The following is a 12,751-nucleotide window of genomic DNA, read 5'->3' as shown; positions in this document are numbered from 1 at the left end:
ATAGAAGGTCGGTTTATTTATTGCAAATAATTCAAAAATAAATCTGAATATTTGCAGTATTTTTAATGAAATCGTTTGATAAATACATTATCGTTAAAATTCATCAGACAATCAGTACTCCTATTGACTATTTTTCAATGAAACAACTCGATATTACAAAAAAAGCCTATAAATAGGCTTTTCATTAGTGAATTCGTATTAAAAATGACATAATTTTGAGTATTTATTAACAGAAGTCTTTATTCGAAGTTTACATAATTCTCCCATTTCTCTAGTGCTGACTGGAAATCCTCAGCCAGTGGTGCTTCAAAATATAGTTTTTCATTTGTCACAGGATGAACAAAACCGAGTGACTTTGCATGAAGTGCTTGTCGTGGGAGCAACTCAAACGCATTTTGCACAAAGGTTTTATACTTAGAAAATTGGGTCCCCTTACGGATTTTATCCCCGCCATACATGGCATCGTTGAAAAGCGGATGCCCTAAATACTTCATGTGCGCCCGGATCTGATGTGTACGACCCGTTTCTAGGTTGCACTGGATCAGTGAGACATACCTCAATCGTTGCAGTACCTTCCAATGAGTAACTGCATGTTTGCCCTGACTTCCGTCTGGATACACATCCATGATTTTGCGGTTTTTGGCACTTCGCCCTACATGGCCAGTGATGGTACCCGAGTCCTCTTCCGGCTCTCCCCATACCAAAGCCAAATAAGTCCGTTCAATGGTATGGTGAAAAAATTGCTTGGCGAGATGAGTCATCACCTCTTCGGCTTTAGCAATCACCAGTAAACCCGACGTATCCTTGTCTATTCTGTGGACCAAGCCTGGGCGGCCTTCATTTCCTTTCATTTCGGGCAAATTCTGAAAATGATGTACCAATCCATTGACCAGAGTTCCTGTCCAGTTTCCATGGGCAGGATGCACAACCATCCCCGCAGGCTTGTTCACTACAAGCAAATGCTGATCTTCATATACAAAATCGAGCGAAATATCCTCCGGTTCCACTTCTGTGTCCCGGGGTGGCTTGCCCATCATCACGCGGATATCGTCAAGTGGCTTTACCTTATAGCTCCCCTTGATAGACTCCCCATTTACCTGAATGGCTCCAGCATCTATGGCTTGTTGTATTTTATTCCTAGTGGCAAAAGCGATCTTGCCTGTCAAAAATTTATCGATCCTAATAGGAGTCTGGCCCTTGTCTATGATGAACTTAAAATGTTCATAAAGCTCTACCTCTTCGTACTCGAAATCTTCGTCTTCTTGCATACTCATGCTGCAAAAATAGGGTTATATGAGGTAACTTTGGCTACCCCGCAAAAAAGCACTGCTAATGCTTCTCCCAAACTCCGTTCCTGTCAATTCGCTAAATCACCCTATTCTCTCTCAAAAAGGAATCAAATTGGCCATTAAACGGCTGGATTTAGTACATACTGAGGTTTCGGGAAACAAATTTTTCAAACTTAAATACAACCTAGAGCAAGCCAAAATAGAAGGAAAGCATAGCGTATTAACATTTGGAGGGGCTTTTTCCAATCATATTTATGCCACTGCCGAAGCGGCAAAAGCTGAAAGCCTTGAATCAATTGGAATCATACGAGGTGAAAAAATTGAGCCATTAAATGCCACCCTGGCTCATGCGGAGCAGCGTGGCATGCAGCTTCATTTTATTGATAGAAAAAGCTATAGAGAAAAAGCCACAGCAGATTTCCTTAATCAGATAAATGAAAAATTTGGAGATTTCTATTTGATTCCAGAAGGTGGAACCAATGAGTTAGCAATCAAAGGCACCCAGGAAATTTTGGATTCGAGCGATAAGCAATTCACTCATATTTGTACTTCCATCGGTACCGGAGGAACATTCGCGGGAATTTTTTCTTCACTTTCTGCGAATCAGCAGATAATAGGATTTTCTTCTCTTAAAGGGGAGTTCATTCGCCAGGAAATATCCGAACTCCTTAAGGTACAGCAACTGAGCAATCCTCGCTCACTGGAGATTTTTACAAATTACCACTTTGGGGGCTACGCCAAATACAGGAAAGAGCTTATCGAATTCATCTGGTGGTTTTATGAAAATTTTGGGTTAGTGTTAGATCCTATTTATACCGGAAAGATGGCTTATGGCCTTTGGGACTTGATTCAGCAGGGCTTTTTCCCCAAAGGCTCAAAAATTCTAATGATCCACACGGGTGGATTGCAAGGAAATATTGGTTTTACAGAAAGGACAGGAATTGAATTGCCACCGCAAGCTCCTCGGGATATGTAGTCATGAGAATAAACCCGTGGATTTGTAATCCACCCTATCTATAAGTCTAGCTTTTCGCTTTGTGCTACTTGCCTGTGATCTAATCTAAAAAATGGACTGAAGCCTTAGATTCAGATTGAAAATCCTATGATTTGAGATGCAGGAATACAAACCCCGAATAGCTGCAATAGCTGCACCCTACCCCTTCAGTGTAAAAAAATCCTCCGATTCCTGAGGGTGAATCTGAAGTACATTAGCTAATGTCAAACGAACCAGCGTCTTCGAAGCCAAAAACCTAGGTAATTTGGCAAGCTTGGCAAAGTCCTTCAAAGTTATTTTATCAGATTCTGCCAAGGCTTTCATCAAGATCTCTTCTTTGGCACCATATGTAAAAACCATATCTCTCGGATTTTTTCCTCTTCTCAAAATCTCCCAAACTTCCCTGCTCGCCTGCACTGATCTATCCTCCACACGAATATAAGCTTGCTTACGATCTTTCTCCTTCAAATAGTGAGGTCGCTGCGGACTAACTGGAATTTTAAAAACGGCTACGCCTTTCTTTTCATTGATTTTTAATGATATGACTTCGTATTCCAAGGGTGGAAAAATAAACTGCTTGATCGCTTTTTCCATGACAAAAACTTCTTCCTCGATGTACCGCTGCCCGCTGACAGTTCCGTCATCATCCACTCCGATCAGCAAATATCCGCCTGAAGTATTGGCAAATGCGATCAACTCACGGACAATTTTCTCAGGATAAGTGGCCTTCTTCTTGAATTCTATCCTCAGGCCCTCGCCTCTTGCAGCGAGCAGCTTCACCTCTTGCAGCGTCATTTGTACTAAATTTTAGATAGGTCAATCCTATTTGTTAACACCTCGGTTCAACTGATCCAATCTGGATTTCTGAGACTGCCACTCGTCCCGAAGCCTTGCCGCCTCCATGAAATTGAGTTCCTTGGCTGCCTTCTCCATTTGCTTTTGGGTTTGCTGAATCAATTTCTCCAGCTTGTCCTTGCTTAGGTACTGTACCACCGGATCGGCTGCCATACTTTCTTCGCCCGGCATAGGTTCCGCATAGAACTTCGCATTTTTCTTTGAATCAGCCACTTTGGTTTGTCCCATTATCTTATCGTGCGACTTGACCACCGTAGTTGGCGTGATTCCATGCTCCTCATTATAGGCTATTTGCAGTGCCCGCCTTCTCCTCGTCTCATCGATCGCCAACTGCATTGAGTTGGTGATTTTGTCTGCGTACATGATTACCCGGCCTTCGGAATTTCGAGCCGCTCGGCCTATGGTCTGTACCAAACTCCGCTCATTTCTCAAAAAGCCTTCCTTGTCCGCATCCAAGATCGCTACCAAAGAAACCTCCGGCAAATCCAAACCTTCCCGCAGTAAGTTGACTCCTACTAGCACATCGAAAATCCCCAAGCGCAACTCCCGCAAAATCTCCACTCGATCCAGCGTCTTTACCTCTGAGTGTATGTAGCGTGACTTCACTCCCGCTCTTTCCAGGAATTTCTGAAGCTCTTCTGCCATCCGCTTGGTTAGGGTAGTGACCAAAGTTCTCGCGCCACTTTGGATCGTTTGGTCTATTTCCTCCAGCAAATCATCAATCTGGTTTTGGCTAGGCCGCACTTCTATAGTGGGGTCCAATAGGCCTGTAGGGCGGATAATCTGCTCCACTACCACGCCTCCAGTCAGTGACAATTCGTAGTCGGCAGGAGTTGCTGACACATACACTGCCTGATTGGTCAACTCTTGAAACTCCTCAAACTTCAGCGGACGATTATCCAAAGCGGAAGGAAGTCGGAAGCCAAAGTCCACAAGATTAACTTTTCTAGATCTATCTCCACCCCACATAGCGCGGATTTGAGGCAAGGTGACGTGGCTTTCATCTACCACCAAAAGAAAATCATCAGGGAAGTAATCTAATAAGCAGAAAGGTCTTGCTCCAGGAGCTCTTCTATCGAAATACCTGGAATAATTTTCCACCCCAGAACAATACCCCAATTCACGCATCATCTCCAAATCAAACTCCGTTCGCTCTTGAAGCCGCTTTGCTTCAGCAAATCGACCTTCTCTTTCAAAGAAATTAACCTGATCCACCATGTCGTATTGGATCTCATGGATGGCCGTTTGCAAAGTGTCTTTTCCGGTTACGAATAGGTTGGCAGGGAAAATAGAGATGATCTTTTCGTCATTCAGTTTTTTGCCTGTCGCTGGATCAAAGCGTTGAATCGCCTCAATCTCATCTCCCCAGAAGAAAATCCTATACCCCCAGTCGGCATAGGCTACAAATATATCCACCGTGTCACCTTTCACCCGAAAGGTCCCATGTGTCAGGTCAAGTTGCGTACGGCTATACAGGATATCCACCAGCTTGAAGAGCAACTGATTCCTGGGAATCCTGTCACCTTCCTGCAGCCGTATGACATTTTTCCCAAACTCATCTGGGTTGCCAATACCATAAATACAGGAAACCGACGCAACCACGATCACATCTCTCCTTCCGGTGAGCAACGCTGAGGTCGCACTCAGACGAAGCTTTTCTATCTCCTCGTTGATGGAAAGATCTTTTTCTATGTAGGTACCGGAGGTAGGGATGAATGCCTCCGGCTGATAATAGTCGTAATAAGAAATGAAGTATTCGACGGAATTTTCTGGAAAAAACTGCTTGAACTCTCCGTATAACTGCGCCGCCAGAGTTTTATTATGACTGAGAACTAAGGTGGGTTTTTGTGTTTGCTGGATAAGATTAGCGACAGTAAAGGTCTTCCCCGAGCCAGTGACTCCAAGTAGAACCTGCGCTTCTTCACCGGCATTGATACCATCGGTGAGCTGTTTGATCGCTTGGGGCTGATCCCCGGTGGGTTGATATTCTGAGGTAAGTTTGAATTCCATAAGCTTCGTCCGAAAATACCCAACACCAATCCCCTATGCAAAAGTTTGGATGGAAAGAAATTATCCCAAAATTGGAAGCTAGGATTAGACTTAGCTCCGCAAAGCTAGCGCTAGCCTTCGATGGAACTGACGAAATCGGCAAAACTGCAAGAGCTGAGTCAGGCTGAGCGAAGTTGAACTTCCTATTCAGCACCTACTAGAACAATTCAAAATCGAAGGGCCTTAAACTTCTATTAGACTGATCGGCATTACCTACCCACCAATCCATCTGAGAAGGGTAACGAAGTATAACTTCTCAAACTCAACTCACCGGCTTAAACTTCCCGAGGTTATAATATAAATAGTTAGTTCGGAGGATCACCACTAGAAGCAATGGGATCAAGCTTGGGTGAAATGACTGCAATCCCATAATCCAAAAAACCACCGCGATATCTGCTATCACCAGCGCAAAAAGCAAGTATTTTAATACCCATGGGCTGATGGTTTTTCTCAGCAACACTACCGCCAATACCAAGTGCCCTGGAAAAGCCCAGAGAATATTCCAATTGTACTTGGTAGAAGGGATATCCGAACCTATCCAAAGCAGGAAAATCACGATCCCGATGAGTCCCAGGAGTCCGAAAAACACCACATCAAATCCGATAAATAACTTGTTCTTCTTGAATCCTATAAAGGTAATGGCAGTGAAAATAAACGCTACAACCCAAAATAACCAATACGGATTGATCGCATCGAAAGTACCGGCTGGCTTGGCAAAGTCTAAAATAACACGACTTTCTCCTACCAGTGGACGAGTAGGCCCATCGCCTTGGATGCTCGCGCGACCAAAGGCTCCCTCCACATACTTAGGCAGAAACTGCTCTTCCAGCGGCGTGGCATCTCTGTCCAGCCTAGCCCCAAGTGCCAAATCTATTCCCAGATCAGACCAAGTCATGTAATACACCATCTCATCTATCAGCTCACGAAAGGTCAGCTCCACCGGCTCACGAACGGCATCATTCCAGACCAGCTGCTCACCCAGCACCGTAGCCAATGCATCCCGCACCCGGGTAGCACAGTTGTCAAAGAAGAAATCATAGCGGTAGGCTCGATTCTCCGGCAAATAATTGGTCTCCAGAAAGGCGACCAGATCCAGCTTCTGCTGCTCACTCAGATCGAGCACCTGCTCCCGCACCGAGCGCTGGAAGTAGTCGTACTCAGCGATAAAGCGATCAAAGGTAGAGACCGAGAGAAAGTAGTCCAGTCTGCCGGTGGCAAAGTTCAGGACGAAATTCGGTGCGCCAAAGTCAAAGGTGCCGTAGTTATAGACCACATCCCGGCCTGTAGTCAGTTCGGTGACCCGAATCCCACTATGCCCAAAGGAACTGTAGATCATCTCTCCGGGGTCACAGGTTAAGAGCGAGATCTGGTATTGCTGGGCGTTTAAAACGTGTAAACCACTGACAGTCAGTAAAAAAAATACACTAATCACTATTTTTTTAAAATCCATTTTACTAATTTAATAAACGCTTTTTCAAAATACTTTTTAGAATGAAAACACGGAGCAAAACGTTGGTCCTGCAGTCTATTTTTAAACGCCGAATATACTTGATATTCTCGGCAGTTGCAGGATATTGTCTTTACATAAATACCTGCCATAGCCAAGAAATCGGGGCCTATAAGACCGTTGGGAGTGGAAATTTTGGAAATATTAGTATCTGGGAAATATATGACGGAGTGATCTGGGCACCCGCCACTTCGAAGCCAACTCAGGTAAATGAGGTATATATAGATCGAACGCATTTAATAACATTGACCGGTAATGAGGAAGTAAAAAGTTTGTTTATAAACGCGGAATCTGGTGCAAATCAAAAACTGAATCTCAACGGACGGAACTTAAATATTTATGGTACACTACAGGCTTTTTCGGGATCAGCGCCTGGAATTCCATCAGGAACTTGGAATAGCCAAAATTGGATAGGAAATTCAACGACTAGTACACTTACCTTTAAAGGAATTTCTAGAATAATCATACCTAAAAATGCCTGGAGTGGATTTACTACCCAAAGTAGATATTCTGTAATTTTCGACCCTGGCGCTGGACAGCTATTGACTATAGAAGAGCCTTTCAAAGCGGTCAGATTTATAATACGATCAGGGACAGTACTTCAGAAATTAGATACTTCAGTCACGCCTAATTTCTGTTCGTCATTTTCATTCAATACCGAAACTACATTTTATCCTTCAGGTCCATTTGGCGATTTTATAATCGAACCAAATGGCACATTAATTTCGGAATGTAATAACAATATAATAGTAAGGTCAATCTCTGGGTCTGTTAGTGCGGGCCTTTTTCATCTTCATCCAGGAGGAGAGTTGATTTTAGAAGGTGCAAACCCTAGAATCGAAGCTGCGACCTATCAAATGTATGGCAAAGTAACTTTTAGAGGGGGCTCTTCAACAAAATCACTACTTACATCCTCTTTTTTTGATGCCAGCCCGATTGCCAATTTCTACGACCTGGAAATCCAAGGTTCTCAAAATGTAACTCTTCCTACCACAATAGCTGTAAGTGGAAATATTTCGAAAATTGGCTCTGGTTCATTTTTGACTAACTCTACTCACCTCACTTTCACTGGAAATAGAGAACAAACTATTTCAGGCTTCTCCTTAATACCGCGAGATCTGACGGTCAATAAATCGGGTGGAAAAGTCATGTTGGAACAAAACCTTATCATACTGAGAAACCTAACAATGCTCAATGGGCAGCTTGACTTCCAAAATAACAACTTGATCCTTAACACCTCCTCTACAGGAACCTATACCTACTCAGGTGGATCTTGGGAAAATTTGCCCAACTTCACTTACGTCAATACCCCAACTAACCTTAGCGCTTCCAATGCAACATTCCCTTTTGGGGATCGCTATCAAGGAGGAATACGAAGGGTTCAAATGCTTGGCACTTCATCTGGGGGAAACCTATCTATAAACTACACTGAATACAAAGGAGCGGATTTTAACCCTAGTTTTGACGACACCGGAGGAATTCCCATTCTTTATCGTTTGTTTAGCTATTTCCAGTTCTCTGGATTATCTGCATCCTCCAATCCTCTGGAATTAAGAATTTCTGCTGACAAACTTATCGTCGATCAACCTGAAGATATTCGGCTAGTTTGTACTGGATATGCAGCACCGGGAAATCACGTAGAAAGTACTGATTTAGTGAATCTTTGGGCAATCCGTGAGCTCACATTCGATGATCTTCTTGGTAAAAACTTCACCGTGGGAAGCTTCCGGACTTTGAGTATTCTTCCTGTCATCTGGCTTTCCCTTGCTACCAAAAAGCAAGGCGCTGGAAGGCAGATCACCTGGACCGTTGCCCAGGAAAAAAATAACGAGAAGTTTGAAATCTATCGCTCTACAGACACAGGAAAAGAATGGCTGCAAGTAGGAGAAGTCCTAAGCAAAGGAGATTCAGATAATCCATCGAATTATTCATATGATGATAAATCTATGCTAACCTCAGAGCACATATTTTATCGTATTAGGCAAGTTGACCTGAATGGAGAATGGGCATGGAGCCACGTGGTACGACTTGAAAATACTTCATCAATTTCCAACAGTAAACTATCCATTTTCCCTAACCCACATACTTACGGAAAAATTAGTGTGCACTTGCCTGAACAATTACATTCCGGGCAAACACTAGTTTCCATCTACAGCACTCACGGTCAGTTAATTTCGGCCTTCACTTTTGAAGCTTTGTATTTTTCCGAAAGACTAGAAGTTCTAACTCCGGGGATATATCTCATTCGCTTTTCCAATTCAACGTTCTCATTGCAATCCAAATGGATTAAGAGGTAACCTTGCCTACAAGTTGAAAATCGAAAATTTTATAGCTCGATCCTTAACTGCTATGTCTCCCGGAAACTGATCACGTAAACTGCTCTCTGGCACTGATCACTGAGACTGAAAAAACTGGCGACTTCATTCACCCAACAATCCCTATTTCCAAAACCCAAATTCCCCAATCTTTTTTATCTTAGCCAGCTAAACCCAACCTATTCCTATGACCATTCTTCTTGTACTGCTCAGTATAGCCATCCTCGTGCTACTGATTGTCTGGGCCAAGCTCAATCCTTTTTTAGCTTTCTTGATTTCCTCCATCGCCGCCGGCTTCCTGCTCGGACTACCCGCAGATCAAATCGCCGGCTCCGTACAGCGGGGCATGGGCGTGCTCCTGGGTGACTTGGTTATCGTGATTGTGATGGGTGCCATGCTCGGCAAGCTGGTCGCAGACAGTGGTGCCGCCCAGCGCATCGCTGGCTTCCTGATGCGGGTATTTGGAGAGAAGCACATCACCTGGGCCATGTCCATCACAGGACTGGTCGTTGGGATTCCGCTATTTTATAATGTAGGCTTTGTCCTGCTAGTCCCCTTGGCATTTACGGTAGCGTATCAGTACAAGATCTCTGCGGTCTATGTGGGGATTCCCCTGTTGGCAGCGCTTTCGGTTACCCATGGTTTTCTGCCTCCGCATCCTTCGCCGGCGGCCTTGGTGGCACAGTTTGACGCGAATATGGGCTTGACCTTGTTCTATGGATTTGTGATTGCACTGCCTACGATTGCACTGGCAGGGCCTATTTTCGCCAGAACATTAAAAAACATGAAGGCAGAACCGCTGAAGACTTTCCAGGCCGAAGTAAAGCCAGAGTCCGAGCTTCCTTCCACCGCCAATAGCTTTTTCACTGCCCTACTTCCGGTCGTATTATTGGTAGGAACCACCGCGCTGAATCTCAATATTTCAGCAGAAAGTCCGCTTGCTCCTATCATTTCTTTTGTGGCAGACCCAGGCATGGTGATGTTGGTTTCGGTACTGATAGCGACCTACACTTTGGGATTGCAGCGCGGGGTAGGGATGAAGCAGTTGATGGATCTATACACGGTGGCCACCAAGGACATTGCCATGATCTTGCTGATCGTGGCAGGAGCAGGAGCATTGAAGCAGATTTTTACAGATACGGGCGTCAGTCAGGTGATCGCAGAAGGCCTACAAAGCTGGGATATTCACCCACTGATTTTGGCCTGGATCATTACGGCTATTATCCGGGTATGCGTGGGATCGGCTACGGTAGCTGGCCTGACCACTGCGGGTATCATTGCTCCATTAGTAACGACGATGAACGTGGATCCTAACTTGCTGGTGCTTTCTATCGGTGCAGGTAGTTTGATGTTTTCCCACTTCAACGACGCCGGTTTTTGGATGTACAAGGAGTTTTTCAACGTGAGTATCAAAGACACCATCAAGTCTTGGTCCGTGATGGAAACGATAGTCGCCGTGGCTGGTTTGGCGGGCGTACTGATCTTGGATATTTTTGTGTAGGGGAAAATGGTGATCGAGATTCTGGTATGCAAAGATCCAGGCCGCGGTAACTAGAATTGCTCAATACAAGAAGGCAGGTTAAACATTACTTTATAACTTAAAAAAACAACACAACTACTTATGGAAACTCCTGAAAGTAACTTTTCCAAACTTGGACTCACTTTACCTCCAGCGCCAAAACCTTTGGGCGTATATAAGCCTTGCTTGATCGATGGAAAATACCTGTATCTATCAGGACATGGAACGGTGCAAACAGACGGAACTCTGATACTGGGAAGAATCGGCGAGGACATGGATCAGGAACATGGCAAACTTGCCGCTCGTCAGGTAGGTCTAGCCATGCTGGCAACCATTAAAGCAAACCTAGGCTCGCTGAATCGCGTGAAGCGTGTGGTGAAAATATTAGGGATGGTGAACTGTATCTCTTCCTTCGAAAAACATCCCTACATCATCAATGGCTGCAGTGAGTTATTTGCGCAGGTTTGGGGTGAGGAAAATGGAATAGGCGTGAGATCAGCTGTGGGTATGGGCTCGCTACCGGATAATATTCCTGTGGAAGTGGAAGCGCTGTTTGAACTGCACGAAGAAGCTTAAAGGTAGCGGGGAGTAGTGGTCTATGGGGACAAAGACCACGGCTATGCAGAAATTAGCAAGTGGTCTGTGAGGACACAGACCACGGTTAGTTCTAAAGTGGGCTGTAAGGTCACAGTCCACGGTTATAGATCAGTGATTTGGGAGGGAATAGACCACAGCAGTAAGAATTAGGGCTGTACGAGTGCTTTGTAGGATTCGAAAACGCTCAGTACATCTTTGACATAATTAACCGCCAGATGTCCTTTGGCAAATCCGCTCTTCACTATAGGGTCCCGGTAATAATCGGGATCACTTTTTAGCTCCAGGAATTTTGACACGTCTGCCCAAGTTTGGGTATTTTCACCAAACTTCATCGTTAATCTCCAAGCATCTTCCACGTGTCCGTGTCCGATATTGTAGGATGCCAATACAAATTTCAAACGCTCCGAAGTATCGGGTACTCTTTCCATCCAGAACTTATCCAAGTACCTCAGGTAGCGGACGCCTCCCATGAGTGACTGCACAGGATCATTGGGATTTTCGACGCCAAACCGTTCCAGCGTGACTGGCATGAGTTGAAGCAATCCTTTTGCGCCAGCATAAGAAGTAGCTACGGTGTCAAATCTAGACTCCTTATAGACTAAGGAAGCGAGCAATCGCCAATCCCAACCGAGCTGTTCAGCTCCATCTTTGATGATGGCATCGTATTCAGAAATCTGATTTCCGGCAAGGGAAGAGAATGGGCTATTGGATCGGAAATAGCTGTTTTTGGAATTGAGGAAATATTTGGCATAAAGGTCAGGAATAAAGCGCTTTTGCTTATCGCTGAGCCAGGTATTGAGCGCCGACAACAGCTTGGGAGAATTGTCTCGAACTACCCAGGATACGTCTCCTTCTTTTTCCACTTTCCAAGAAATATCCAACCCATCGTAATACGTAGCATTCACCCGCGCAATATTCTGATCTGCAATGGTCCATTTTATTTTGCCTTCAGCCACCTGATCTATCAAGATTTCCTCATGATCTGGGGTGGTAAAAACGGAGTAGTTCAGTTTTAGTGAGTCTTTCAGCTGGCATAGTTGATTTTTGTAAACAGCTCCTTCACGCACGTAAATGGTATCTGATCCCAGCTGATCCCAAGAAGTAATTTTGCCGGAAGTTTTATTGCCGACGAGCACGGTACTCATTTTCCCTAAGGGAAGAGAAAAAGAAGTCTTTTCAGATCTCTCCGCACTTTTCTCCAGATTCATCGCAATTATATCCACTTTTCCAGAATGCAAGTAATCAAAGGCAGCATCTATCTCAGAGACCATTACTAGGTGCAACTGCACATTCAGTCGCTTAGCCAAGTCCCGGAGAAGTTCGTATTCGTAGCCCATCCTCCTACCCCGGTAGATGTAGTATCCCGTCGAGTTGTTGTCCACTGCGGCACGAATAAACCCGCGATTCTGTATGCCTTGCAGGTCAAGTAGGTAGATTTCCTCTTTGGCGGTTTTGCCAAAATGCTTCTCAATAAAGGTGCATTGCACACCGAAAAGGAGCAGTACAAAAATAGAGGAAAATAGGATGAGTGCTTTTTTCATTCACTAGAGTCGTAGGACTCTGGATGTTACGAATGCCCATTTGGCAAATGCTATGCCAAAAGAAAATACCTGATCGGGCGAAAAA

10 protein-coding genes are annotated in these 12,751 nt (G+C 44.5%); 5 read left to right on the top strand and 5 right to left on the bottom strand.

What is annotated here, in order from left to right:
• Nucleotides 1-239: 239 nt before the first annotated feature.
• Nucleotides 240-1,268: an RluA family pseudouridine synthase gene (locus tag ABJH64_RS09125; protein ID WP_348274369.1), complete on the bottom strand. Its 1,029-nt coding sequence runs from the start codon at nucleotides 1,266-1,268 to the stop codon at nucleotides 240-242.
• Between the two features lie 64 nt (nucleotides 1,269-1,332).
• Between ABJH64_RS09125 and ABJH64_RS09120 the strand changes: the two genes are divergently transcribed.
• Nucleotides 1,333-2,265: a pyridoxal-phosphate dependent enzyme gene (locus ABJH64_RS09120; RefSeq protein ID WP_348274363.1), complete on the top strand. Its 933-nt coding sequence runs from the start codon at nucleotides 1,333-1,335 to the stop codon at nucleotides 2,263-2,265.
• A 177-nt stretch (nucleotides 2,266-2,442) separates the two neighbouring features.
• Here the strand turns inward: ABJH64_RS09120 and ABJH64_RS09115 are convergent, their stop codons facing one another.
• Nucleotides 2,443-3,078: an ATP-binding protein gene (locus tag ABJH64_RS09115; protein ID WP_348274362.1), complete on the bottom strand. Its 636-nt coding sequence runs from the start codon at nucleotides 3,076-3,078 to the stop codon at nucleotides 2,443-2,445.
• Nucleotides 3,079-3,105: 27 nt separating this feature from the next.
• Nucleotides 3,106-5,148: an excinuclease ABC subunit UvrB gene (uvrB, locus tag ABJH64_RS09110; protein WP_348274361.1), complete on the bottom strand. Its 2,043-nt coding sequence runs from the start codon at nucleotides 5,146-5,148 to the stop codon at nucleotides 3,106-3,108.
• A 35-nt stretch (nucleotides 5,149-5,183) separates the two neighbouring features.
• Here uvrB and ABJH64_RS09105 point away from each other — a divergent pair, with 35 nt between their 5' ends.
• Nucleotides 5,184-5,315: a hypothetical protein gene (locus ABJH64_RS09105; RefSeq protein ID WP_348274360.1), complete on the top strand. Its 132-nt coding sequence runs from the start codon at nucleotides 5,184-5,186 to the stop codon at nucleotides 5,313-5,315.
• A gap of 134 nt (nucleotides 5,316-5,449) precedes the next feature.
• On the opposite strand, the gene ABJH64_RS09100 is transcribed toward ABJH64_RS09105, so the two are convergent.
• Nucleotides 5,450-6,637, bottom strand: a complete 1,188-nt coding sequence (locus ABJH64_RS09100) for a DUF4105 domain-containing protein (RefSeq protein WP_348274359.1) — start codon at nucleotides 6,635-6,637, stop codon at nucleotides 5,450-5,452.
• A gap of 41 nt (nucleotides 6,638-6,678) precedes the next feature.
• Here ABJH64_RS09100 and ABJH64_RS09095 point away from each other — a divergent pair, with 41 nt between their 5' ends.
• The 3 genes from ABJH64_RS09095 (at nucleotide 6,679) to ABJH64_RS09085 (ending at nucleotide 11,104) form a co-directional block, all read left to right on the top strand.
• Nucleotides 6,679-8,991 carry a T9SS type A sorting domain-containing protein gene (locus ABJH64_RS09095; RefSeq protein ID WP_348274358.1) on the top strand — a complete coding sequence of 771 codons (2,313 nt, stop codon included), beginning with the start codon at nucleotides 6,679-6,681 and terminating at the stop codon, nucleotides 8,989-8,991.
• 205 nt (nucleotides 8,992-9,196) lie between these two features.
• Nucleotides 9,197-10,510 carry a gluconate:H+ symporter gene (locus ABJH64_RS09090; RefSeq protein WP_348274357.1) on the top strand — a complete coding sequence of 438 codons (1,314 nt, stop codon included), beginning with the start codon at nucleotides 9,197-9,199 and terminating at the stop codon, nucleotides 10,508-10,510.
• A 120-nt stretch (nucleotides 10,511-10,630) separates the two neighbouring features.
• Nucleotides 10,631-11,104, top strand: a complete 474-nt coding sequence (locus ABJH64_RS09085; RefSeq protein ID WP_348274356.1) for a RidA family protein — start codon at nucleotides 10,631-10,633, stop codon at nucleotides 11,102-11,104.
• Nucleotides 11,105-11,271: 167 nt separating this feature from the next.
• Here ABJH64_RS09085 and ABJH64_RS09080 read toward each other — a convergent pair whose 3' ends face one another.
• A complete protein-coding gene (locus ABJH64_RS09080) occupies nucleotides 11,272-12,666 on the bottom strand; it encodes a transporter substrate-binding domain-containing protein (protein WP_348274355.1) in 1,395 nt (464 codons plus the stop codon).
• Between the last annotated feature and the right edge of the window lie 85 nt (nucleotides 12,667-12,751).

The sequence above is a fragment of the Algoriphagus sp. genome (genome assembly GCF_039969895.1).
In the GTDB taxonomy this organism is placed as follows: Bacteria; Bacteroidota; Bacteroidia; order Cytophagales; family Cyclobacteriaceae; genus Algoriphagus.
The sequence above is the reverse complement of the archived record's forward strand: the minus strand, read 5'-3'. Positions and strand labels throughout refer to the sequence as shown.

What these genes read in the sequence shown, in the direction of transcription:
- ABJH64_RS09125 (WP_348274369.1), bottom strand. Translation starts at nt 1,268, where the DNA reads ATGCAAGAAGACGAAGATTTCGAGTACGAAGAGGTAGAGCTTTATGAA.
- ABJH64_RS09120 (WP_348274363.1), top strand. Translation starts at nt 1,333, where the DNA reads ATGCTTCTCCCAAACTCCGTTCCTGTCAATTCGCTAAATCACCCTATT.
- ABJH64_RS09115 (WP_348274362.1), bottom strand. Translation starts at nt 3,078, where the DNA reads ATGACGCTGCAAGAGGTGAAGCTGCTCGCTGCAAGAGGCGAGGGCCTG.
- uvrB (WP_348274361.1), bottom strand. Translation starts at nt 5,148, where the DNA reads ATGGAATTCAAACTTACCTCAGAATATCAACCCACCGGGGATCAGCCC.
- ABJH64_RS09105 (WP_348274360.1), top strand. Translation starts at nt 5,184, where the DNA reads ATGCAAAAGTTTGGATGGAAAGAAATTATCCCAAAATTGGAAGCTAGG.
- ABJH64_RS09100 (WP_348274359.1), bottom strand. Translation starts at nt 6,637, where the DNA reads ATGGATTTTAAAAAAATAGTGATTAGTGTATTTTTTTTACTGACTGTC.
- ABJH64_RS09095 (WP_348274358.1), top strand. Translation starts at nt 6,679, where the DNA reads ATGAAAACACGGAGCAAAACGTTGGTCCTGCAGTCTATTTTTAAACGC.
- ABJH64_RS09090 (WP_348274357.1), top strand. Translation starts at nt 9,197, where the DNA reads ATGACCATTCTTCTTGTACTGCTCAGTATAGCCATCCTCGTGCTACTG.
- ABJH64_RS09085 (WP_348274356.1), top strand. Translation starts at nt 10,631, where the DNA reads ATGGAAACTCCTGAAAGTAACTTTTCCAAACTTGGACTCACTTTACCT.
- ABJH64_RS09080 (WP_348274355.1), bottom strand. Translation starts at nt 12,666, where the DNA reads ATGAAAAAAGCACTCATCCTATTTTCCTCTATTTTTGTACTGCTCCTT.